Source organism: Microbacterium sp. APC 3901, assembly GCF_030407765.1.
Taxonomy (GTDB): Bacteria; Actinomycetota; Actinomycetes; order Actinomycetales; family Microbacteriaceae; genus Microbacterium.
The window spans coordinates 227,758-250,655 of sequence record NZ_JASDCU010000002.1 but is presented as its reverse complement, the minus strand read 5'-3'; the positions used below and the strand labels follow the sequence as shown (position 1 = coordinate 250,655).

Sequence of the window (22,898 nt, the reverse complement as noted above, 5' to 3'; positions counted from 1 at the left end):
ATCATGTTCGATCTCGAAGTGATCTCGCCGATCCTGCTGTGGACGGCGATCGCGATCTACGCTGCGGCCTTCGTGGCCTACGCCTTCGACCTCGCCCGCCGGTCGCAGCTGTCCGCGGATGCGGCGAGTGTGCGGGAATTCGAACTGGTCGGAGCCGGCGCGGGTGCGCGCGGTGCCAAGGGAGCGAAGGGTGCTCCGGCATCCGACTCCGTGGTGACCCCGCAGCGGTTCGTGATGGCGCGCATCGGCACCTCGCTGACCGTGCTCGCGTTCCTCTTCCACCTCGCAGCCACGCTCACGCGTGGTTTCGCGGCCGGGCGGGTGCCCTGGGCCAACCTCTACGAGTTCGCGATGATGGGCACGCTGCTGATCGTCGCGGTGTTCCTCGTGGTCCTCACTCGCATCGATCTGCGCTTCCTCGGCACGTTCATCACCGGTCTCGTCGTCGTGCTGCTGGGGCTCTCGGCCACCAACTTCTACGTCGAGGTCTCGCCTCTGATGGACCCGCTCAAGAGCGTGTGGCTGGTGATCCACGTCTTCGTGGCATCCCTCGGCACCGCGTTCTTCGCCTTGGCCTTCGCGCTGTCGGTGATCCAGCTGATGCAGTCCCGCCGCGAGCGGCTGATCTCCGAGGGAGCTGAGAAGACCGGCCCCGGCTTCCTGCGCACCTTCCCCGGGTCGGAGCGCCTCGAGAGCATGGCCTACCGCTTCACGATCATCGGCTTCATCCTGTGGACGTTCACGCTCATCGCCGGTTCGATCTGGGCCTACTACGCCTGGAGCCGCTTCTGGGGCTTCGACGTCAAGGAGACGTGGACCTTCGTGATCTGGGTGCTCTACGCGGGGTACATCCACGCGCGTGCGACGCGCGGCTGGCGCGGCAACCCGTCGGCCTGGCTGGCGATCGTCGGCTTCTCGGCCGTGCTCTTCAACTTCACGATCGTCAACGTCTTCTTCAAGGGGCTGCACGCCTACTCGGGCCTCAGCTGAGCGCCCGCGCAGGCGTCATCTGAACGAGCGCAGTCCGAACGGGATCACTTCGGAGTGCTCGGCGCCGTCTTCGTACCAGACGAGCTCGGCCTCGCTGATGGTCTCGGCGGGGCGTGAGCTGAGCGAGCGGCGGGACTTGTGCGACAGCTCGGTCCATGCCGCGGGTGCGAGCGTCTTCGCGTAGATCACCGACAGGTGGAACGTCCAGTCCTCCGTGCTGCGCTCGTCCAGTCGACGGAAGTCGGTGCCCTCGAGAGCTTCGCTGAGGTTCGCGTAGGCCGACACGAGCGACGGGGTTCGTCTCAGGCGAAGGATGACGACCTGCCACGGAGCCGGGAACACGTCGACGGCCTCGGCGACGACCTCGATCGGCCGCTGCGCCACCGCCCATTCGCGGACCAGGGCGAGCAGGTCTTCCCGACGCTCCGGCTCGTGGAATGCACGAAGAGTGACGTGCTCGGTATGCGGGTGCGGAGCGTCCATCCGGCCGAGGGCCGACCTCTGCTCTGCCCGGTAGACGTCCGACACCGCTCTCGTCGGGCGCAGCACGAGATACTGCTGCCCCTCGAGTGACTCGAGCTGGGCGGGAGAGGTCATGAACGGGCGACGCATCTTCTGATCGTACGTGCGTGGGGCTGTGTCCGAATACCGCGCCTGCCCATGTGGGCACGGCTGCGGAGACGGATGACGACGCGCCGCGCATCGCGAACGAGGCGCGACGCGTCGTCGGGTGTGGTCCGAAGGTGTGCCCGGGGAGGGCGCCCGGAGCGGGGTCTCAGGCGGTCGCCGCAGCCGCTCTCACCGAGGTCGTGCGACGCAGGGCGACTGCGACGGTGGTCGCGACGAGCGAGAGGACCCCCCACACGATGAGGCCGGCGGCTGCGCCTCCGTTCGCGGCGATCAGACCGGCGAATGCGGGGGCTGTGGGCAGGGAGGCTCCGAGATCCGCCAGCCAGCCGGGCACCGTCGAGATCAGCCCTGTCGCGATCGCGAGCACTCCGACGAGGGCGCTGATCCAGCGACCGACGCCGCCGAAGACCGCGACGAGCGCCTGGTTGACGGCGGCGAAGACGATCCCGGCCAGCACGGCGATTCCGGCGAATGCCCACCAGGTCGCGGCATCGTAGCTCGCGACGATCTGCACGATCAGCGCGACCAGCAGACCCTGAGCGGCGCCGATGGCGGCGGCCGGGGCGAAGGCGCGCAGCGCGAGACCTGCAGAGGAGCGTCGCGACGTGAGGGTGCGCGCGGTGTGCGCCCGCATCACGAGGAAGGAGGCGAGAGCTCCGAACCACAGCACGACAGCCGCGAGCAGCGGGATCGCGGTCGGACCGAAGATCGTGGCACCGTCGGCCCCCTTCGACGTCACAGGGTCGGCGATCACGGTGGCGAGCGAGGTCGACTCCGAGTCGCTGAACGAGGGGAGGGACTCGGATGCGGTGCGCAGCCCCCCGGCGAGATCACCCGTTCCGGTGGCGAGGGCGTCGACGCCTGTCGCGAGTTCGGCGGCACCGGTCGCGAGTTCGGTCGTCCCGTCGGACAGCTGAACGGCTCCGGTCGACAGCGCTCGGGCACCGGCAGCGGACTCGTCGAGACCCTGGGACGCCAGCTGGTTCAGGCCGTCCGCGAGGTTCGTCGCGCCGGCGCCCGCGTCACCGAGCTGAGTCGCGAGAGTGGTGAACGCGCCGGGAAGAGTCGCGATCTGCGGTTCGACGGCCGTGAGATACCCCGATGCGGTTCCGGCGGCCTTCGCGGCCTCCGCTGCGTTCGCGGCTTCGGTGGCGAGCTCAGCACACAGCTCTCCCGAGACGGCCGGGTCGCAACTCGCTGCCATCGCGCCGAGACGCTGCGCGAGGCCCCCCGTCTTCGTCGCGGCGTCGGTCGCGGCATCGGTTCCGGCCCCGATCGCCCCGACGAGGGCGGGCATCTGCCCTGCCTGGGTGCTCAGCTCCGTCGCGCCTGCGGTCAGACCGGTGCCGATCTGGCTCGCTCCACCCGCAGCCTCGCGCGTCTTCGCCGCCAGCGTGTCGAGCCCGGAGGCGAGCGACGATGCGCCGTTTCCGAGCTCGGTGGCGCCAGAGGCGAGCTGTGTCGCGCCGTCGGGGATCGCGGCCGCACCGGTCGCCGCGTCGCGTGCGCCGGTCGCCAGCTGGGCGGCGCCGTCGGCGGCCTCTCCGATCTGATCGCCGATCGTGGTGAAGCCGACCAGGATGTTCTCGGTGGTGGCCTCCGACAGCAGCGTGCCCATGCTCGACGCGGCGGCGTTCGCGATCTGGCCGGTGATGAGATCGTCGGCGACGAGCCCGTCATCCGGCGTGGTGACCCGGATGGTCGCCTGCTCGGCGTCACCTCCGCCGTCGGAGATCGCCTGCCCTGCCGAGGTCGCGGCGGCCGAGAAGTCCTCGGGGATCGTGATGACGGCCTGATACGACCCGTCAGCGAGCCCGTCGGCCGCGTCATCCTCGTTCGAGATCACCCACGTGAGGTTGGAGTCGAGCTCGTCCGACCCCTCGACGAGGCCTGATGCGAGCTGCCGGCCCAGCGGCGTCAGCTGTCCGTCGATCTCCACCGGCTCGTCGAGGTTGACGATCGCGGCGGTCATCGAGTCGAGGCGCTCGGTCGGGTTCTGCAATGCGGCGACCAGGATGCCGCCCACGGCGGCGGGAAGCAGCAGGATGCCGAGGATCGTCAGCCACGTGATGGGCTTGCGCGAGCGGGCGCGTTCGATGGGGAGGGTCATGCGTTCACCTCGGTCGATTCGGTGGTGCCGTCCGCGGTGCGGTGCACCGAGGACTCGGGTCGTGTCTGTGCTGTCGATGCGTCGATGTCGACCACGTCGGCGGGGGTGCGACCGGCATCTGCGAGGATCTCGAGACCGATCTCGGCGTCGAGCGCAGTGAGCAGGATCGCGGTCGTGCTGCGGGTGTCACGCAGCCGTGCGGCGAGCTGATCGCGTTCGGGGCGCGACAGCCGGTCGGCTGCGTCGATCACCACGAGCGCGGGGCGCCCGCGCAGCGCTTCGGTGAGGTCGGCCGTCAGGCTCCCCGCATCTGCGGTCATGACGGCTCCGACATGTGCGCGCACCCACGCCGCTCGCCCCGGAAGCAGATGGCCGGCGACGCGGAGGCGTCCGTCGTCGGGCGTCGCGCGGCCGGCGATCAACAGCGCCAGAGCGCGCAGCGCGCCGGCGGACGAGCCGGTGATCACGGCGGACCCGCCGGGGGAGAGGCGCAGGTGGAGGCCCTCGATGCCGGCATCCGTCGCAGTGAGATCGTCGGCGGCCACGACCGACTCGTCTCCCGGCCAGCCCGCCAGGTGGCGCTCGCGTTCCACCGCCTCGCCCTCGATGTCAACGCTCGGGAGGATCCGCTCCAGCCAGGTCGGGATCTCCCATGCGCGCTCGCCGAGAATGGCCATGAGAGCGGGGATCAGCGTCATCCGCACCAGGAACGCATCGATCGCGATTCCGGCCGCGAGGCCCAGAGCGATGGGTTTGAGCGAGGAGTCGCCTTCGGGGACGAACGCCACGAAGACGGCGAACATGATGAGACCAGCGGCCGTGACGACCTTGGCTGAGCCCGTGAAGCCGCTGTGAACGGCTCGCAACGCGGCGGCGCGACGCGTGGCTCGGTCGGGATGCTTCCCGTCGGGGTCGTGCACGAAGTCCTCGCGCATCCGCGACACCAGGAAGACCTGATAGTCCATCGCGAGCCCGAACAGCACACCCATCAGGATGATCGGCATGAAGCTGATGATCGGGCCCACCTTGGCGACGTGCAGGGCATCGGCGAACCAGCCCCACTCGAACACCGCCCCGACGATGCCGAAGGCGGCCACGATCGACAGCAGGTAGCCGGCTGCGGCGGTGATCGGCACCCAGAGCGAGCGGAACACGATCGTGAGCAGGATCAGAGAGAGACCGATCACGAAGATGCCGAAGGGGAGCAGCGCGTTGCCGAGTTGGTCGGAGATGTCGATGCCGACGGCGGTGAAGCCGGTGACCTTGAGGTCGATTCCGAACTCGTCGAGCCACTCGTCGTGATGCGATCGCAGCTCGCGCACCAGGTCGGCCGTCGCGGGGTCGTCGGGTGCCGTCTCGGGGATGATCTGCACGATGCCGGTGTCGGCGGTCTCGTTCGGGGTCGCGAGGGCGACCTCCTTCACGCCGTCGATCTCGGCGACCTCGTCGCCGAGGTCTTCCATCAACGTGAGGGGGTCGGTCGAGGTGACGATCGTGCCCGTGAGGATCATGGGGCCGTTGAATCCGGGGCCGAACTCCTCGGCGACGAGGTCGTAGCTCTGCCGTGCTTCGGAGTCCTTCGGCAGCACGCCGGCGTTGGGAAGGGCGAGATTGAGGCTCAGAGCAGGTACCGCGACGATTCCGAGGCCGATCACGACCGCGAGTGAGACGAGTATCGGGCGCTTGGTCACGCCGGTCACCCAGCGTTCGCTGAATCGCGCCCGCGGTGCAGGAGCAGGCGCGCTCTTCTTCGCCTTCGGTGCCTTGCGCGGCCGGCCCGCCACCCGGCCCTTCATGAATCCCAGCAGCGCAGGGGTGAGTGTCACCGCGATCGCGACGGCGACGGCGACGGCGGCGGATGCCGCGATGCCCATGGTCGTCAGGAACGGGATGCCGGCGAAGCCGAGTCCGATCAGGGCGATCAGCACGGTCACGCCGGCGAACACCACCGCGGAGCCGGCCGTGCCGACGGCGCGGGCAGTGGATTCCTCGGGATCGACCCCCTCGCGGACCTGATCCTGGTGCCTGGCCATGATGAACAGCGCGTAGTCGATGCCGACCGCGAGGCCGAGCATGAGGGCGAGGAGAGGAGTGGTCGACGAGACCGTGGCGAAGGCGGTCGCCGCGAAGATGCCCGCCATCGAGATGCCCACGCCGAGCACCGCCGTGAGCAGCGGGAGCCCTGCGACGACGAACGAGCGGAAGGTCACGATCAGCACGAGCAGGGCGATCAGCAGACCGACGGCCTCGGTGAGCGTCAGGCCGGGGATCGAGGTCGCGAACAGCTCCCCACCCAGAGCGGTCTGCGAGCCGTCGGGGAGTTCGGCTGAGAGGTCGGAGACGACGGCGCGCAGGTCGTCCTGCGTCGCGTCCGACACATCGGTCGCCTGACCGTCGAACTGCAGGCGGATGATGCCGGCGGTCTCGTCGTCGTTGATCATCCCGCTGACCATCTCGTCGAACGGAGAGGTGGCGGAGAGCACAGAATCGTCGAGATCGGCGAGCTGGTCGACAGCATCCTCGATGTCGTCGCGATAGGAGTCATCGGTGATCGAATCGCCGTCCGCGGCGACCACGATGATCTGCGCGCTGGTTCCGCTGACCGCGGGGAAGGAGCGGTTCAGCTGCTCGAGGCCCGCCTGGGACTCGGTGCCCGGGATCGAGAACGAGTTGTCCGTTCCTGCTCCGAGCACGAGCGCGCCGGCGCCGGCGATGCCGAGCGCGAGGAGCCAGGAGACGAGGACCCGCCATGGGTGCCGGTACGACCAGCGGCCGAGCGAGGACAGGAGTGTGGACACGAGGCTCCTCAGGGAATACGGTTCGGATACACAGGTGTATCCGATACATACCTGTATCGTAAGGTGATCCGAGGCCGGGAGTCTGTGTGCGGGGTGTGAGATCCTTCGACAGGCTCAGGAACCCAGTGGAAAGATGGATCGATGACGACACCCGCCACCCGCAGCCGGGAGAACACGCGAGCCAGGCTTCTCGACGCAGCTGCGCAGGTCTTCGCAGAGGTCGGCCTCGACGGCGCCTCGGTCGAAGCGGTCTGCGACCGTGCCGGATTCACGCGTGGAGCGTTCTATTCGAACTTCGAGTCCAAGGACGAGCTGTTCCTGATGCTTGCCGGCAGCGTCGGCGAGCAGCGCGTCAACGGAGTGCGCGCCCGAGTCTCGGAGATCGCCGCGGAGGGCGGCCTCTCAGAGGGGTGCGATCCGGTCGAACTCGTTCAGCGCATCATGGATGCGGGCGGTGATGACCGGCTCGGCGTGATGCTGATGAGTGAGATCCGCATCCGCGCGCTGCGTGATCATCAGTTCGGTGAGGCCTATCTCGTGCAGGAGCGCGAGATGGTCTCGAGCATCGCGGTGATCATCACCGACATCGTCTCGGTGAGCTCTCTCGAGTTGAAGGTTCCGGCGGAGGAGGCCGCGCGCATGCTCATGATCCTGTGGGAGGGCATGACCGTTCGCGGTGCGATGGCAGGCCAGGACTCCGATCAGCTGCGGCACTCGGGCAGCGAAGAGCTGGGCAGGCTCGTGCAACTGCTGCTCGCCGAGTGAGGCCCCGGCTCAGCGCGCGGTGAGCACCTCGTAGCAGCGGCTGAGGCGATCGAGCCACCAGTCGCGACGGTCGTCGTCAGCGGCGAGTCGAGTCAGTGCGGCCGCATCCGGCGTCACGCGTCCGGCGGGGATCGAGCCGTCGACCGGCCGCAGGTCGGCGACGTCATCGAGGAACAGGGATGCGGTGCCGAGCCCGCAGTCGTAGTCGAGCGTCGGCAGGGCGGCGGCGAGCGCCGCGCCCTGCGAGAGTCCGATCGCGGTGTCGAGGGCACTGGAGACGACCACGGGAAGGCCGGCCGCGGTGATGATCTGCAGCGCGTGCGTGATCCCCCCCAGCGGCTGCGCCTTGATCACGAGCAGGTCGGCGGCCTTCTCCCGAGCCACGGCGAGTGGGTCGGACGACTTGCGGATGCTCTCGTCTGCCGCGACCGGGATGCCCATGTACTTCACGCGGGTGCGCACCTCGACGAGCTCTGGCACCGTCGCGCAGGGTTGTTCCACGTACTCGAGGTCGAACTCGTTGAGCGCGTGCACCGCATGCTCGGCCTCGTCGACGTTCCAGGCTCCGTTGGCATCCACGCGGATGCGTCCCTCCGGCCCCATCGCCTCTCGTACGGCTCGCACGCGAGCGACGTCGTCCGCCAGTGTCTGGCCGGGCTCTGCGACCTTGACCTTGGCGGTGCGGCACCCGGCGAACCTGGCCAGCACGTCGGCGACCCGTGACGCCTCGATGGCGGGGATCGTGGCGTTCACGCCGATGCGCTCGCGCAGGGGTGCCGGCTGCGACCGCCACGCGAAGTCGATCGCCGCCGCGAGCCAGGTCGCGGCTTCGGCATCCTCATACTCCAGGAACGGGGAGAACTCCGCCCAGCCTTCGGGGCCTTCGAAGAGCAGCGCTTCTCGGGTGTCCACTCCGCGGAAGCGGGTGTGCATCGGAAGCGAGACGACCCTGGCCGAGGCGAGCAGATCTGCGAGCGGTGGGAGCATGTGCTCATTCTGCTCTGTCCGAGCCGCCTCCGGGGATCCGCCGTGCCGACGGAGTCGCCTCAGATCAGACGCTTCTGCAGTTCGCCCAGTCGTTCGCTCGGGCGGAAGCCGAGCAGCGTGTTCACGGAGAGCATGTGCGCATTCGATTCCGCGTTATAGGTGTAGACGGCACGTGCCTGAGGCGCCTCACGGTGCAGCATCCGCAGGTTGGCGACCTTGACCGCGATGCCGAGCCGGTGACCTCGGTCGGCCGCGCGGACGAGGGTTCCCCACTGATACGCGTTGCCGTCGTCGGTCGACACGACGAGCTGTGAATAGGCGGCGGCGTCGCCGTCCGGCGCGAGCGCGATCGTCCCGAACGAGATGCGGCCCTGCAGGTCGAGCAGTTCCTCGCTCTCCCGGATGCTGTCGACGTCTGGCTTCTGCGGTTCGATGTCGAGCTCGCCGGTCGGCGCCTCGGTCTCGAGCGTCGCGTCGAGGATCGTCCAGCGCTCGACGACGTCGTCGGGGATGCGGCCGACCCAGCTCCGGATCTCGTACTGCGCGATCGCAGCTGCGATGTCGCTCTCTATCCGGTCGAGCAGTGCGGGGTCCACAGACAGGGGCAGTCTGCTCTGCACGTCGCCGAGAGCGAGGCTGTATCCGTGTCGCCTGGCGAACTCGCGGCCGGGGGACCCCGCTTCCTCCGCACCGAGCTCGAAGGGCCACGACGCCGAACCCTGCGCCGTCGTGCGGTCGGATGTCACGGCTTCGCGCTCGAGGAAGGCGAGTGCCTCCGTGCCGATGCCCCGTCGTCTGTGGCGTGGCGGCACGCTGATCGCGAGGTGTGCGACGTGCGTGTTGTCCTTGAGTGGCAGCCCGAGGCTCGCGGATCCGACGACGTCTGCGCCGTCGCGGAGCAGATAGGCGCGCCGGTCGACGACGGCCGATTGCTGCTGCAGCTCGCTGCGGCTCTCCGCCCGAGACCAGACGACGGCATCCGTGCCGCGGTCCGCTCGTTCGGCGGAGGCGTAGCACTCCCACCAGGCGCGCACCTCGGCGTCGTCGAACGGATCTATGCGGGAGATCTCGATCGTCATCACCCCACGGTAGTTGCTCTACCGGAGGGGCCGAGGGCATGCCTCGTGGCACATGACCCCTCACACAGATGTGCGATTGACAATAGTGTGTGACACACAGTAATGTGATCGACATGAACGAGACCCTCGACACGCATCTGCAGGAACTGCGCCGCGGCACCGTGGTGCTGGCCTGCCTGCAGCTGCTGCGCACTGCGGGGTACGGCTACGGACTGCTCGAAGACCTCGAGCGCCGCGGCTTCGCCACCGACGCGAACACGCTGTACCCGCTGCTTCGCAGGCTCGAGAAGCAGGAGTACCTCACGAGCGAGTGGAACACCGACGAGGCGCGGCCTCGCAAGTTCTATCGCACCTCGGAAGCCGGCATCCGGCTCGCCGACACTCTCACCGAAGAATGGCGATCGCTGACCGCGGCGATCGCGACCCTCACAGCTGAGGAGCACTGACATGACCACGACAGCCACGCTCACCGAGCGCTACATCAGCGCCACGATCCGCAGCCTCAGGCCCGAGGTGCAGGACGACGTTCGCGCAGAGCTCGAAGCGTCGATCGCGGATGCGATCGACGCGAGGCTCGACCAGGGCGAGGCGCAGGCAGACGCCGAGCGCGCCGTCCTCACCGAACTCGGCGACCCCGGCATCCTCGCCGCGGGCTATGCCGACCGCCCGCTGCACCTGATCGGGCCGAAGTACTACCTCGTCTGGTGGCGGCTGCTGAAGCTGCTGCTGATCATCGTTCCGATCTGTGCGTTCGGCGGTGTCATGCTCGGACAACTCATCGACGGCGCCCCGACGGGCGAGATCATCGGCACGGCCGTGGTGGCGGCTCTCGGTTCCATCGTCCACGTCGGGTTCTGGGTGACGCTCGTGTTCTTCGTCCTCGAGCGCACCGGCGCCGACACCGGAGTGAAGTGGAGCGTCGACCAGCTGCCCGAACCCACGCAGAGCGGTGCCGGTCGCGCCGACGCCATCGCCTCGATCGTCTTCCTCGTGCTCGGCGCGGGGGCGGTGTTCTGGGACGCGTTCTTCGGCTTCTTCCCGACCGAGGGTGCTCCGATCGCCCTGCTGAACCCGGCGCTGTGGCCGTGGGGCATCACGTTCCTCCTCGCGCTCTTCGTCGCAGAGGCGTTGTTGGCCGTGGCCGTCTACGCCCAGCGTCGCTGGACGATCGGCACCGCGGTTGTCAACACGGCGCTCGCGGTGGTGTTCGCGGCCTGGTCGCTGACGCTGCTGGTGCAGGGAGAACTGCTCAATCCGGAGTTCCTCAGCTACGTCTTCACCGACAACGGAGTGACGGACGAGACCATGCGTATCCTCACGGTCGTCACGGGCTTCTGCCTCGTGGCCTTCCCGATCTGGGACACCGTGGACGGATGGATCAAGACCGCTCGCGCCCGTCGCGCCTGACCGTAGAACCCAGACGGCGTCGCCACTTCGGGTGACGCCGTCTGCGTCTGCAACCCCCGCGGGAATAGGCTGGATGCTGTGACCAGCGCATTCGTCTCAGACCTGTTCGACCCGGACGAGTGGGTGCTCGCGCCCGGCGCCGAGGACTACACCGACATCACCGCTCACGTCAGCACTGACGGCGGGGTCGCCCGCATCGCGTTCGATCGCCCCGAGGTGCGCAACGCCTTCCGCCCCCACACGGTCGACGAGCTCTATCGCGCGCTCGACGACGCACGGCAGAACCCCCGCATCGGCGCCGTGCTGCTCACAGGCAATGGGCCGAGCCCGAAGGACGGGGGCTGGGCGTTCTGCTCGGGCGGCGACCAGCGCATCCGCGGCCGCGACGGCTACAAGTACTCCGACGACGAGAAGACCGTGCACGACCCCGCGCGGGCCGGTCGCCTGCACATCCTCGAGGTCCAGCGCCTCATCCGCTTCATGCCCAAGGTCGTCATCGCCGTCGTCCCCGGGTGGGCTGCCGGCGGCGGTCACTCGCTGCACGTGGTCTGCGACCTCACGATCGCCTCTGCCGAGGAGGCGCGGTTCAAGCAGACCGACGCCGACGTCGGGAGCTTCGACGCCGGCTACGGGTCCGCGTACATGGCGAGGCAGACCGGTCAGAAGTTCGCACGCGAGGTGTTCTTCCTCGCGGAGGAGTACTCGGCTCAGCGGGCCTACGAGGCGGGGGCCGTCAACCGTGTCGTTCCTCACGCCGAGCTCGAGCGCGAGGCGCTGCAGATGGCGCGCACCGTGCTCACCAAGTCGCCTACGGCGATCCGCATGCTGAAGTTCGCGTTCAACGCGGTGGACGACGGGCTCGTCGGGCAGCAGGTGTTCGCGGGCGAGGCCACGCGCCTCGCCTACGGCACCGATGAAGCGGTCGAAGGCCGTGATTCGTTCCTCGAGAAGCGCGACGCCGACTGGTCGTCGTTCCCCTGGCACTACTGAGCGGATCGAGACGCACATGGTCGCGCTGACGCCGACGGATGCCGAGGATCCGGCCGAACTGCGCGCCGCCCTGGCACGTGCGCTCGACGGCGGACCCGCACTCGGATTCGGGATGCTCGGTGACGCACCGACGCGGGTGTCGGACGGCACAGCCGTGGTCATCGCCACCTCCGGCTCCAGCGGTGTCCCCAAACGCGTCGCTCTGAGCGGCGAGGCGCTGCGAGCGAGTGCCGAAGCGACAGCGGCGAGGGTCGGTGGCGGGCGCTGGCTGCTCGCACTCCCGGCCGGATACGTCGCGGGGCTCCAGGTGGTCGTGAGGTCACTGATCGCCGGCACGCACCCGGTCGCGTTGAGCGGTCGCTTCTCACCGGAGTCCTTCGCCGATGCGACGCTGTCGATGCTCCGACCGTCGCCCGGGGCGTCTCTCTCGATCCCCGACCTGTACACATCCCTCGTCCCCGCGCAGCTGTCGACACTGCTCGATGCCGCGGATGACGCACCCGTCCGCGCCGCGCTGCGGGCGTACCGCGCGATCCTCGTCGGCGGGCAGGCGCTGCCGGTGCCGCTGCGGGAGCGCGCCGCCGATCTCGGCGTCCGGCTCGTCCGCACGTACGGCTCCACCGAGACCAGCGGAGGATGCGTGTACGACGGCGTTCCCCTCGACACCGTCGCCGTGCGCACCGTGGATGGCGAGCTGCGCATCGCCGGTCCGATGCTCGCCGACGGCTACCTCGGTGACGGGGAGCTGACGGCGAGGAGCTTCTCGCGTGACGAACACGGCATCCGCTGGTATCACACGGGCGATCTCGGTCTCCTCGACGACGGCGTGGTGCGGGTGCACGGCCGTGCCGACAACGTGATCGTCTCGGGCGGCATCAACATCTCGCTCGACCGCGTCGAACGGCTGGTTCGCGGCGTTCCAGGACTCACGGGCGCCGTGGTCGTCGGCGTGCCGGATGAACGATGGGGCGAGGCCTCGGTCATCGTCGCGCCTCGGGGCGAGGCGCTGCGGCGCAGCGAGCCCGAGCAGCTCGCGCATGCGCGAGAGATCGTCGCCGACGAGCTCGGCAAGCATGCGCGCCCCGTGCGATTGATCATGGTCGACGAGCTCACCGTGCTGGCGTCCGGAAAGCCGGATCGCGAGACGATCCGGCGGGCCGTCCTCGAGCTGCACTGAGCTGAACAGACGGCCGATTCCGTTCTGCAAGAGGTTTCTTGCCAGACTGAGTCATGGCCACCTACACGCACGGACATCACGAGACGGTCCTCCGCTCGCACAGCAGCCGCGACATCTCCAACTCCGCGGAGTACCTCCGCCCGCACCTGTCCGAGGCGACCAGGCTTCTCGACGTCGGAGCGGGGCCCGGCAGCATCACGATCGACTTCGCAGCGAACGTCGCCCACGTGACCGCGACGGAGATCGATGAGAACGCGCTCTCGCTGTCGCGCGATCTCGCATCGAGCAGAGGTCTGCACAACCTCGACTTCGCGATCGAAGACGTGCACGCGCTGAGCTTCGCCGACGACACCTTCGATGTCGTGCACGCACACCAGGTGCTGCAGCACGTCGGTGATCCGGTGCAGGCGCTTCGCGAGATGCGCCGTGTGACGGTGCCGGGGGGAGTGGTGGCGGCACGCGACGCCGACTACGCGGGCTTCATCTGGTTTCCCATGCTGCCCGAGCTCGACCGATGGCTCGACCTCTACCGGCGGGCGGCACGAGCCAATGGGGGAGAGCCGGACGCCGGACGACGGCTGCTCGCCTGGGCGCGGGCGGCCGGCTTCGACGACGTGACGGCGACGACCTCCAACTGGACGTATGCGACTCCCGAGGATCGCGCCTGGTGGGGCGGCATGTGGGCAGACCGCATCCTCGAGTCCGCGCTCGCCCGGCAGCTGGTCGACAGCGACATGGCGACGCCGAGCGACCTGCAGGCGATCAGCGACGCGTGGAAGCGCTGGGCCGACGACGGCGACGGGTGGTATCTCGTGCCGCACGGCGAGATCATCGCCCGCGCCTGACCCGCGCCGCGGATACATCTGCAGGCGGATGCGCGGCGGATGCCGTGCCGCGTAGCGTGGGGGAGTGATACGCCAGCTCTCCCGCACGGCGCTCGTGCTCGACATCGTCGGCGCGGCGCTGCTCTTCGTCATCCTCACTCCCTTCTCGGTCGTGTTCTACGGTCCGGGGACGATCGGCCAGGGAGTCGACGGTGCTGCGGTCTCGGCGGTCGTGATCGCGGGCATCCTGATGTTCGGCGGCGTCGCGATCGGCAGGCTCGCTCCCGGGCTCGCGCTCGCTGCGGCCTGGGCGGGGGCGATCGTGCAGATGCTCTCCGGATTCGGGCCGCTTCCCATCGACGTCGCCATCCTCCTCGTGCTCTATGCGACCGCCGCCTGGGGGTCGCGGGTCGTTCTGTGGTGGGGATTCGGCTCGGCGCTGTTCGGGGCTTTCGTGTCGGCGGTCTACCTGGTGGTCGTGACCGGTGTGACCTCCGGAACCAGCGGCTGGGATCAGCTGACCACCGGCACGCTGCTTCTCGTCGTGTCTGTGCTCGCTCTCGGTTTCGCGTGGGTCTGCGGTCTGCTGTGGCGCGTCATCCTCCGCGCCCGTCGCACACGGTCCGCCCAATTGGAGGCGGAGTCGCTCGCGGCCGAGGAGCAGGAGCGCGTGCGAATCGCCCGCGACATGCACGACATCGTCGCTCATTCCCTGGCCGTGGTGATCGCCCAGGCCGATGGCGCCAGGTATGCGGCCGCCGCGAAGCCCGAGATGGCGACCGAGGCGCTGGGCACCATCGCCCAGACCGCTCGCAGTGCCCTGAGCGACGTGCGCCTGCTGCTCACCCAGCTGCGCCACCGACAGGGCGACGGGCCCCAGCCGACGCTCGCCGACCTCGAAGCGCTGTTCGCGCAGGTGCGTCAGGCCGGCGTGGAGCCCCGTATCACGGTCGATCCGATGCCACCGGGGGAGCCGCCGGGGGCCATCCAGCTCGCGGTGTACCGGATCCTGCAGGAGGCGCTCACCAATGCCATCCGACACGGCGACGGGGCGGTCGATGTGCACCTCGCCTGGCTTCCCGATCGCGTCGACATCCAGGTGCGCAACACCGTGGGTCGCGAGCAGCCGCAGATCGGCGCAGGCCACGGGGTGATCGGCATGCGCGAACGCGCGCAGCTCGTCGGCGGTAGCCTTCAGGCGGAGCGTCAGGGCGCACAGTTCGTCGTCGCCGCCTCGCTCCCGATCGGAGAAGTCGCATGATCAGGGTCGTCCTCGTCGATGATCAGGCGCTGTTCCGCGCCGGGGTCCGCATGCTGCTCGCCTCGCAGTCCGACCTCGACGTGGTCGGCGAAGCGGGCGACGGCCGAGAGGGCGTCGCCGTCGTGCGTTCGACCCGACCGGATGTGGTGCTGATGGACATCAGGATGCCGGTCATGGACGGCTTGGCCGCGACCGCCGAGATCCTCGCTCAGCCCGACCCGCCCCGCATCGTGATGCTGACCACCTTCGACCTCGATGAGGCGGCCGCCCGTGCCATCCGTCAGGGGGCCAGCGGGTTCCTTCTCAAGGACGCAGACCCCGAGTTCCTCCTCGCGGCGATCCGCACCGTCCACTCCGGTTCGAGCGTGATCGCCGCCTCCGCCACGCGTGAACTGTTCGAGCACTTCGCCGAGGCCCCGAAGCCGGTGCCGGTGCAGTTCTCCGCGCTGACCGACCGTGAGCGCGAGATCTTCGCGCTCGCAGCCAGGGGTCTGTCGAACTCCGAGATCGCCGCTCGCGAATATCTCAGCGAGGCGACTGTGAAGACCCACATCAGCCGCATCCTGACGAAGCTCTCCCTGCGCGACCGCGTGCAGCTCGTGGTCTTCGCCTTCGAGCACGGGCTCGCCTGACCTGACCGAACGCGCACCGCGGGATCATCCTTGCGATGTAGAAGGATGCGCCGTCAGGGCGACGCGGTGGCACACCCGCCGTCCGTAGCGTCGAAGGCATGGAGATCACGACCACCGACCTCGGGCTCGCAGCCCGCGTCCAGCACCTCACGAAGACCTACGGCGCCGGCGAAGGCACCGTCCACGCGCTGGACGACGTCAGCGTCGGCATCCGCCGTGGGCAGTTCACCGCAATCATGGGTCCGTCCGGTTCGGGAAAGTCCACGCTCATGCACATCATGGCCGGCCTCGACACCCCGACGCAGGGGAGGAGCTGGATCGGCGACACCGAGATCACGGAACTCGGAGATCTCGACCTGACGATCCTTCGCCGACGCCGAGTCGGATTCATCTTCCAGGCGTTCAACCTCGTGCCGACGCTCACCGCCCTCGGCAACATCATGCTGCCGTTCGAGCTCGACGGTCGCCGACCCAGCGCGATCGAGAAGGCGCGCATCGATGGACTGATCGAGACACTCGGGCTCGGATCACGGCTGCAGCACCGACCGCATCAGCTGTCGGGCGGCCAGCAGCAGCGTGTCGCGATCGCCCGTGCGCTCGCCACGGCACCCGACCTGGTCTTCGCCGATGAGCCGACCGGCAATCTCGACTCGAAGACCGGACGCGAGGTGCTGCAACTGCTCGCGACCGCGAGCCGCGAGCACGGGCAATCGATCGCGATGGTCACGCACGACGCGATCGCAGCGAGCTACGCCGACCGGGTGCTGTTCCTCGGCGACGGACGGATCGTCGCCGATCATCCGCGTCAGAGCGCTGAGCAGATCTCGGCCTACATGCTCGCCGCCGAGGTCGCGGCATGAGCGCCGTCATCGATTCCCCGACCCGCACGGTCGTCGCCCAGACGTCCGCGACCGGTCCGCGCCTGACCTGGCTGCGCGACCGGGGGATGGGAGCCAGCGTCCTGGTCGCGACGCTCTCGGCGGCCTTCGGAGTGGTGCTGGTCGAGACCACGGCCTACCTCGGAGCAGTGCTCCAAGCCGACCCGTTCATCGGTGACAGCGAGACGCTCGCGTTCGTGGTCGGGCTGCTCTCGGTGCTCCTCACGGGCGTCGCCATGTACGTCGCGGCGATCGTCACCGCCAACACCTTCTCGACGATCATCGCCGGGCGCACCCGTCAGATCGCACTGATGCGCCTCATCGGCGCGACCGCGCGGTCGCAGCGCGCGGAGGTCGGCAGGCAGGGCTTCGTGGTCGGCGTCATCGGTGCAGTGCTGGGCCTTCTCGCCGGTCTCGCGATCGCGGCTGTCGGCGTGCAGATCGGCTCCGGGCTGATCGAGAACCAGCCGGAAGGGTTCACTCTCGCCCAGCCGTTCGTCGCCCTGCCCGTGATCGGCGTCGCCCTCACCACCTGGGCTGCGGCCTGGGCGGGATCCAGGCGCGTGCTCGCCGTCACACCGCTGCAGGCGATCGGCGGCTCGGTCGAGCGCAGCCACGACGAGATGTCGCGCCCCGGGCGTCACATCGGCGCGTGGGTTCTGCTGGTGGCAGGCACCGTCCTGCTGGCGGCGGGGGTCGTGGTGGGTCTCGCGCATCCGATCGGGGTGGTGGTGTCCTTCTTCGGTGGGCTGCTCTCGTTCACCGGACTCGCCCTCGGCTCGGTGCTGTTCATGCCGCCCGTGCTGCGTCTGGTGGGGCGGATGTTCGGATCGAGCGCCACCGCGCGACTTGCGGCCGAGAATGCCCTGCGCTATCCGGAGCGCTCGTCGCGCATGGCGATCGGCGTCGTGATGGGGGTCACGCTCGTCACGATGTTCGCGGTCGCGCTCGAATCGGTCAAGCAGATGCTGATCGGTCAGGTCGACGGCGAGACGCCCGCAGAGTTCTTCACTCCGTTCGACGCCTTCGCCTCCGTGATGATGGTGCTCGTCGCCGTGTCGGCGGTGATCGCCGCGGTCGGGCTGGTCAACCTGCTGACGATCGGCGTCGTGCAGCGCCGCCGCGAGCTCGGACTCCTTCGCTCGATCGGCTTGTCCAACAGCCAGGTGCGCCGCATGGTGCTGCTCGAGGCCGCGCACATCACGGTGGCCGCGACGCTCACCGGGTTGATCCTGGGGATCGCGTACGGATGGATCGCAGCGCAGTCTCTGCTCGGATCCGTGCCGACCCTGCCCGACTTCGAACCTGCAGGGCTCGTCGCGCCTCACGTGCCCTGGCTGCCCGTCGTCGTCATCGTCGTGGCGACTGCGGTGCTGACCCTGGTCGCGGCGGCGACACCGACCCGACTCGCCACCCGGGTGGCGCCGGTCGACGCGCTCGCCGCAGACTGACGGCATCCGCGCGCCCGGCACGCCCCATGACTCGATAGGTCATCGGGGCGTTCTGGTGCATCCGGTCGTTCTAGGCTGGACGGATGCCGTCTCCGTTCGACCAGTCCACGTATCAGGTGCGCCTCGAATGGGGCGTCGAAGGACTCGACCGCCTCGCACCCGCCGATGTCGTCGTCGTCGTCGACGTGCTGCGCTTCTCGTCGACCGTGGCAGATGCCGTCGCATCCGGATCCACTGTCTCGCTCGACGACGCACGTGTGTGGTCTCGCAACGGCGCTGCGGTCGCCGCCCGCGCCGGTGAGGCCGTGGTGCTGGTCGGAAGTCTCCGCAACGCCTCGGCAGTGGCGCGAACCATCGCGACACTGCAGGATCGCAACCAGGCGCGCACGTCGGTGAACGTGATCGCGGCGGGCGAAGCCGACGCCGAGGGTGCGGTGCGGTTCGCGGTCGAAGACCACCTGGGGGCCGGAGCGATCGTCGCGGCGTTGACCGATCTCGGCATCGACCACACTGCGCCCGATGCGGCCGTGGCGGCCGAGGGGTTCCGAGCGCTGAAGCGGGCGCTGCGCCATATGGTCAGCGCCAGCGGATCGGCACGAGAGCTCGCAGACGGGGTCGCCGCGACCGATCGGATGCAGGCATCCGGCGTCGTCCCGACGGCGCCGTCGAGCGCCGCCGAGCTCGATGCCCTCGATGTCGTGCCCGTGCTGCGCGATGGGGTCTTCGTCGCGTTCGACTGACCCGTTCATCCGGAATCGCGGCCGACGGAGCATCTCTCCTTCACAGACTCGCAATGCGGTCGGCAACAGGCCGTGCACACGGCGCGGGTTGAGCCACTCCCGACGTAGGGTCGTGGCATGAGGTTCGTCCCCGCTTTCATCGTCGATGCCGTCCTGGTCCTCGTGTTCGCCGTGATCGGTCGTGCCTCGCACGGTGAGAGCCCCGGCGGATTCCTGATCACCGCCTGGCCCTTCCTCGTCGCGCTGCTGGTGGGGCACGTCGTGGCTGCTCTGCTGCCTGCGAGGCCGCGTCGTCCGTGGTCGGTGGTCTGGGGCGTCGTGGTCTGGGCGGCCACGGTCATCGGGGGGCTCCTGCTGCGGGTCGCAACGGGAGGCACCGCTCAGATCGCGTTCATCATCGTCACGACACTCGTGCTCGGAGTCTTCCTCGTCGGCTGGCGAGCTGTGGCGGCCGTCCTGCGCAGGCGAACGGGACGACAGAGCGACGACGGCGCGGTTCACCGAGGATCTGACGCGGGCGAGGACGAAAGCGCCGAAGGTGCGCTCGCCGACGAGGAGCGGTCGCAGGCGGAGTCGGCGCGCGAAGCCGACCCGGAGACGGGCCCGCACACCCGCTGACGCTCGGGCGCGTTGGTGTGCTGTCAGCGCGACATCTGTGCGGCGAGCCTCGTGTCGGCCGTGATCTCGCGACGAGTCCAGTCGAAGAGATAACGGGCGTCGTACGAGCGCGAGCATCGCGCGCACGACGTCGCACGTGACGGGCGCCGGTGGCGGTAGGTGACGTGACCGGCGGGGCATCGACCGACCCACGGCGCGAGTTCGACCGCGGTCTCGCCGTGATGTGTCGTTCCACCGACATAGCCCAGGTCGCGGGCCACGCGCTTCCAGGTCGCGCCATGGGCTGCCTCGTGACCGGCGAGCGCATGCGCCACCTCGTGCAGCAGCACCTGATGGATCTCGTCGTCCTCGAATCGAGCCGCGAGGTATCGCGACACGGTGATGCGCTTCTTCGTGTAGTCGCACTGCCCCGCTCGACGCTTGGCATGGTCGAAGTCGAACGACCAGCTGTCGTCGAGGTGCATCGTGATCAGTGCCTCGCCCCAGACGCGCACCCGGTCAAGTTCCGCCATGCGATCAGGCTAGGCCATACCGCCGACATCACCCCTCAGCGGGATGTCAGCCGGCGACGAGCTGCGTCGTCCGGCGTCGTTCGGCAGCTTCGATCGCGAGCAGCACCGTCTCGAGCTCCTGGTCCTGGGCCCCCGCTTCACGGCGCAGGAACAGCGACTGCTTGAAGCTCTCGCGGGCGGTCTCGTAGTCACCGGCCTCGTATGCGTTCTTGCCGTGATGGTGATGCGCGAATGCCGCGATCGAGACCCAGCGCTGCCCTTCCGCCTCGGCGGCGCACGTGGCGAGTTCCTGCGCGGCGGCGGCGTGCGCGCCGCGGTACTGCAGGATCGTGGCGTGCAGCACGCGCGCACGCAGCACGTCCTTGCGCGTACCTGCCATGCGCGACTGGCGCACGGCCTCGTCGGCGAGGGGGAGCGCTTCGTCGAGACGGTCGAGGACCTTCAACAGCCAGACCCGTTCCAGCAGAGCCGGAAGGCTCCGCTGACTCTCGATCTCCTCCAGCCGCGCGGCACATTCACCGAGGTCGACCAGCTCGCGAAGGCTCTCCTGGTCGTATCCCTGGATGAAACTCATTGCTCTCCTTCCGCAGCGTCCCCCGTCAAGTGTGCCTCGCGACGGCGCCGTCGTCGGGGCGGCACGCCCCACGGTGCCAGCATCCGGATCGTGATCCGCGGGAACAGAGCGCTCAGCGAAGGAACAGCGAGGCATCCGGGCGGGGGGAGGCCACGGCATCCGCGTCCGTGACCACGCGCGCTCCCTGCACGAAGGCGGTCGCCTCGGCGCCCTGGGCGATCTTCGCAGGATGCGGCCCGGCGGCCAGTATCCGCGGCAGCCATTCGCTCGGCAGAGGAGCGGCCGACGCCGCGATCACGAGGTTGCCGAACCTGCGGCCCTTCAACACCTGCGTATCGGCGAGGACGCCGACCTCGGGCAGCACCTCGGCGATCGTCGCGACCTGGCGCCGCGCGAACGCGAGGCCAGGGCCGTCGGCGACGTTCACGAGCAGCACGCCTCCCGGTGCGAGGAGCTCGGCGAGCTCGCGGTAGAACTCGATGCTGGTGAGGTGGGCGGGGGTCTGTGCACCCGAGTACACATCGGACACCACGAGATCGCAGCTTCCGACGATGGCAGGCGGAAGCCGGCGCACACCCTCGCGTGCGTCGCCGATCCGCACCCTGATCGACGCGCCCCTCGGCAGCGGGAGGTGCTCGCGCACGAGTGCGGCCAACGGAGCCTCGAGCTCGATCACCTGCTGACGAGAACCCGGTCGCGTGGCCTCGATGTAGCGGGGGATCGTCAGCGCTCCCGCTCCGAGGTGCACCGCGGTGAGAGGACCTGCCGCGAGCTGGTCGATCACGGCGCCCATGCGCACGATGTACTCGAAGTGCAGGTGCGTGGGATCATCGAGGTCGACGTGCGACTGCGGGGTGTCGTCGACGATGAGCTCGAATCCGGTGGTGAACTCCGACGGCACGATGCGGGCTGTGCCTCCGTGGTCGAGACGGGCCTGCGGGTGCTCGGTGTCCTTCGCTCGCGTCCTGCCCATGCTCCGAGACTACGCGCTCCGCCCTGAGACCTCCGGGGCGAGAGCCCCGGAGGCGCCGTGGGTCTGCCCGCAGAGGCCGATGTTACGGCCGCATGACGTTTCTGAGAATAACTTGCAGGGAATTAGTTAGTGATGAATACTTTTTCCTACGTGGTAGGCACCCGATGCCGCCAGGACGTTCAAAGAGGAGATCCCTGATGCACAAGCGCATTCTTCCGGTCGTGGCGCTGGGCGCCGTGGCCACACTGGGCCTGGCGGCCTGTGCCGGTGGCGGAGCAGACACCGGCGGAGCCGTCGACGGAGAGGGCCAGGAGCTCACCGTCTGGATCATGAAGGGCACGAACCCCGACGCGACCGCGTTCTACGACGAGGTGTCGAGCGCCTTCGAGGACGAGACCGGGGCCACGGTCAAGATCGAAGAGATCCAGTGGGCTGACGCTCACGACCGCTTTGTCACGTCGATCGCCGGCGGCACCACGCCGGACATCGCCGAGACGGGCACCACCTGGACGGCGGAGTTCGCCGACGCAGGTGCCCTCGAGCCGCTCGACGAGTACGTCGACGCTGAAGACGGCCTGCGCGACGACCTCGTCGAGGGTCTCGCGGTCGCCGGCACCTACGACGAAGAGCTGTACGGCATGCCGTGGTACGCCGGTGTCCGCTCGATCGTCTACCGCACCGATGTCTTCGAGGAGCTCGGTCTCGAGGCTCCGAAGACGTGGGACGACATCGTCACCGCCGGTGAGGCGATCAAGGCCGCCAAGCCCGAGATGCTGCCGTTCCCCGTCGCGGGCGACGCCGAGTTCCAGGTGTACCCCTGGGTCTGGGGCGCGGGTGGCGAGGTGGCCACGCTCGACGGCGAGACCTGGACGAGCGAGCTCGACAGCGACGAGTCGCGGGCCGGTATCGAGTTCTACACCGGACTCGCGACCGAGCACGGCTTCTCCTCCGCCGGCGCCACGACGTGGAAGGAGACCGACCTCCGTGACTCGTTCACTCAGGGGAACGTCGCCATGATGCTCTCGGGCTCGTGGACCCCGAAGGCGCTGATCGAGGCGAACCCCGAGCTCGAGGGCAAGATCGGCGCAGCCGTGATCCCCGGTGAGGACGGCGGAATCGCTCCGTCCGTGCTCGGCGGTTCGCACCTGTCCGTCTTCAACACGACGGAGAATGCCGACCTCGCGTGGGAGTTCGTCAAGCTGATGACCACCGGCGAGTTCGCCGAGCAGTGGGCCGACGAGACCGGCTACTTCCCCGGCGTCCAGTCGGCGATGGAAGAGGCTCTCGCCTCGACCGACCCGCTCGTCGCTCCGTTCGCGGAGCAGATGGTCGAGGGCGGCGCATCCGTGCCCGTCACCCCGAACTTCGGAGCCGTCCAGGCGAAGAAGACCACCAACTCGATGATCCAGGCGATCCTCGGCGGGCAGAAGGACGTCGCCACGGCGACGAAGGATGCCGCAGCTGAGATGACCGAGCTGCTCAACAAGTAAGGCTGTATCCCT

At 68.9% G+C, this 22,898-nt stretch carries 22 protein-coding genes; 14 read left to right on the top strand and 8 right to left on the bottom strand.

What is annotated here, in order from left to right:
- Positions 1 to 3: 3 nt before the first annotated feature.
- The gene (ccsB, locus tag QMA07_RS02745) at positions 4 to 990 is read left to right on the top strand and encodes a c-type cytochrome biogenesis protein CcsB (RefSeq protein ID WP_290159833.1); all 987 of its coding nucleotides are present in this window, start codon (positions 4 to 6) and stop codon (positions 988 to 990) included.
- Between the two features lie 15 nt (positions 991 to 1,005).
- Here the strand turns inward: ccsB and QMA07_RS02740 are convergent, their stop codons facing one another.
- From QMA07_RS02740 to QMA07_RS02730, 3 genes are all read right to left on the bottom strand, one after another.
- Positions 1,006 to 1,602, bottom strand: coding sequence for a 2'-5' RNA ligase family protein (locus QMA07_RS02740; protein ID WP_290159831.1), 597 nt, complete (start codon positions 1,600 to 1,602; stop codon positions 1,006 to 1,008).
- 163 nt (positions 1,603 to 1,765) lie between these two features.
- Positions 1,766 to 3,730 (bottom strand): YhgE/Pip family protein, encoded by a 1,965-nt coding sequence (locus QMA07_RS02735; protein ID WP_290159829.1) that lies wholly within the window; start codon positions 3,728 to 3,730, stop codon positions 1,766 to 1,768.
- Positions 3,727 to 6,528, bottom strand: a complete 2,802-nt coding sequence (locus QMA07_RS02730) for an efflux RND transporter permease subunit (RefSeq protein ID WP_290159828.1) — start codon at positions 6,526 to 6,528, stop codon at positions 3,727 to 3,729. Before QMA07_RS02730 ends, QMA07_RS02735 begins: the two co-directional genes overlap by 4 nt.
- 141 nt (positions 6,529 to 6,669) lie before the next feature.
- Between QMA07_RS02730 and QMA07_RS02725 the strand changes: the two genes are divergently transcribed.
- Entirely contained in the window at positions 6,670 to 7,293 is a 624-nt protein-coding gene (locus tag QMA07_RS02725) for a TetR/AcrR family transcriptional regulator (protein ID WP_290159826.1), read from the top strand.
- Positions 7,294 to 7,302: 9 nt separating this feature from the next.
- On the opposite strand, the gene QMA07_RS02720 is transcribed toward QMA07_RS02725, so the two are convergent.
- Both QMA07_RS02720 and QMA07_RS02715 read right to left on the bottom strand, forming a co-directional pair.
- A complete protein-coding gene (locus QMA07_RS02720) occupies positions 7,303 to 8,280 on the bottom strand; it encodes an o-succinylbenzoate synthase (protein WP_290159825.1) in 978 nt (325 codons plus the stop codon).
- A gap of 59 nt (positions 8,281 to 8,339) precedes the next feature.
- A complete protein-coding gene (locus tag QMA07_RS02715) occupies positions 8,340 to 9,359 on the bottom strand; it encodes a GNAT family N-acetyltransferase (RefSeq protein ID WP_290159824.1) in 1,020 nt (339 codons plus the stop codon).
- 113 nt (positions 9,360 to 9,472) lie between these two features.
- Here QMA07_RS02715 and QMA07_RS02710 point away from each other — a divergent pair, with 113 nt between their 5' ends.
- The 11 genes from QMA07_RS02710 (at position 9,473) to QMA07_RS02660 (ending at position 19,337) form a co-directional block, all read left to right on the top strand.
- Positions 9,473 to 9,805: a helix-turn-helix transcriptional regulator gene (locus QMA07_RS02710; RefSeq protein WP_140036300.1), complete on the top strand. Its 333-nt coding sequence runs from the start codon at positions 9,473 to 9,475 to the stop codon at positions 9,803 to 9,805.
- A 1-nt stretch (position 9,806) separates the two neighbouring features.
- Entirely contained in the window at positions 9,807 to 10,766 is a 960-nt protein-coding gene (locus tag QMA07_RS02705) for a permease prefix domain 1-containing protein (RefSeq protein ID WP_290159822.1), read from the top strand.
- Between the two features lie 78 nt (positions 10,767 to 10,844).
- Positions 10,845 to 11,756, top strand: a complete 912-nt coding sequence (locus tag QMA07_RS02700) for a 1,4-dihydroxy-2-naphthoyl-CoA synthase (protein WP_290159821.1) — start codon at positions 10,845 to 10,847, stop codon at positions 11,754 to 11,756.
- 16 nt (positions 11,757 to 11,772) lie between these two features.
- Positions 11,773 to 12,933, top strand: a complete 1,161-nt coding sequence (locus tag QMA07_RS02695; RefSeq protein WP_290159820.1) for an AMP-binding protein — start codon at positions 11,773 to 11,775, stop codon at positions 12,931 to 12,933.
- Between the two features lie 53 nt (positions 12,934 to 12,986).
- Entirely contained in the window at positions 12,987 to 13,778 is a 792-nt protein-coding gene (locus QMA07_RS02690) for a class I SAM-dependent methyltransferase (protein ID WP_290159819.1), read from the top strand.
- 64 nt (positions 13,779 to 13,842) lie between these two features.
- Positions 13,843 to 15,018 carry a histidine kinase gene (locus QMA07_RS02685; RefSeq protein ID WP_290159817.1) on the top strand — a complete coding sequence of 392 codons (1,176 nt, stop codon included), beginning with the start codon at positions 13,843 to 13,845 and terminating at the stop codon, positions 15,016 to 15,018.
- On the top strand, positions 15,015 to 15,650 hold the full coding sequence (locus tag QMA07_RS02680; RefSeq protein ID WP_290159815.1) for a response regulator transcription factor: 636 nt from the start codon (positions 15,015 to 15,017) through the stop codon (positions 15,648 to 15,650). The genes QMA07_RS02685 and QMA07_RS02680 overlap by 4 nt, the downstream gene beginning before the upstream one ends.
- 98 nt (positions 15,651 to 15,748) lie before the next feature.
- Entirely contained in the window at positions 15,749 to 16,510 is a 762-nt protein-coding gene (locus QMA07_RS02675) for an ABC transporter ATP-binding protein (protein ID WP_140036307.1), read from the top strand.
- On the top strand, positions 16,507 to 17,979 hold the full coding sequence (locus QMA07_RS02670; RefSeq protein ID WP_290159811.1) for an ABC transporter permease: 1,473 nt from the start codon (positions 16,507 to 16,509) through the stop codon (positions 17,977 to 17,979). Before QMA07_RS02675 ends, QMA07_RS02670 begins: the two co-directional genes overlap by 4 nt.
- Positions 17,980 to 18,062: 83 nt before the next feature.
- Positions 18,063 to 18,719: a 2-phosphosulfolactate phosphatase gene (locus tag QMA07_RS02665; protein WP_290159809.1), complete on the top strand. Its 657-nt coding sequence runs from the start codon at positions 18,063 to 18,065 to the stop codon at positions 18,717 to 18,719.
- A gap of 117 nt (positions 18,720 to 18,836) precedes the next feature.
- The gene (locus QMA07_RS02660; protein WP_290159807.1) at positions 18,837 to 19,337 is read left to right on the top strand and encodes a DUF3054 domain-containing protein; all 501 of its coding nucleotides are present in this window, start codon (positions 18,837 to 18,839) and stop codon (positions 19,335 to 19,337) included.
- Positions 19,338 to 19,360: 23 nt separating this feature from the next.
- Here the strand turns inward: QMA07_RS02660 and QMA07_RS02655 are convergent, their stop codons facing one another.
- From QMA07_RS02655 to QMA07_RS02645, 3 genes are all read right to left on the bottom strand, one after another.
- Positions 19,361 to 19,849, bottom strand: a complete 489-nt coding sequence (locus tag QMA07_RS02655) for a SprT-like domain-containing protein (RefSeq protein WP_290159806.1) — start codon at positions 19,847 to 19,849, stop codon at positions 19,361 to 19,363.
- A gap of 46 nt (positions 19,850 to 19,895) precedes the next feature.
- Complete coding sequence (locus QMA07_RS02650; protein ID WP_290159804.1) at positions 19,896 to 20,423, bottom strand: hypothetical protein; 528 nt, start codon at positions 20,421 to 20,423, stop codon at positions 19,896 to 19,898.
- Positions 20,424 to 20,535: 112 nt separating this feature from the next.
- The gene (locus tag QMA07_RS02645; protein ID WP_290159802.1) at positions 20,536 to 21,396 is read right to left on the bottom strand and encodes a fused MFS/spermidine synthase; all 861 of its coding nucleotides are present in this window, start codon (positions 21,394 to 21,396) and stop codon (positions 20,536 to 20,538) included.
- Between the two features lie 197 nt (positions 21,397 to 21,593).
- Between QMA07_RS02645 and QMA07_RS02640 the strand changes: the two genes are divergently transcribed.
- Positions 21,594 to 22,886, top strand: a complete 1,293-nt coding sequence (locus QMA07_RS02640) for a sugar ABC transporter substrate-binding protein (RefSeq protein ID WP_290159801.1) — start codon at positions 21,594 to 21,596, stop codon at positions 22,884 to 22,886.
- Positions 22,887 to 22,898: the final 12 nt, after the last annotated feature.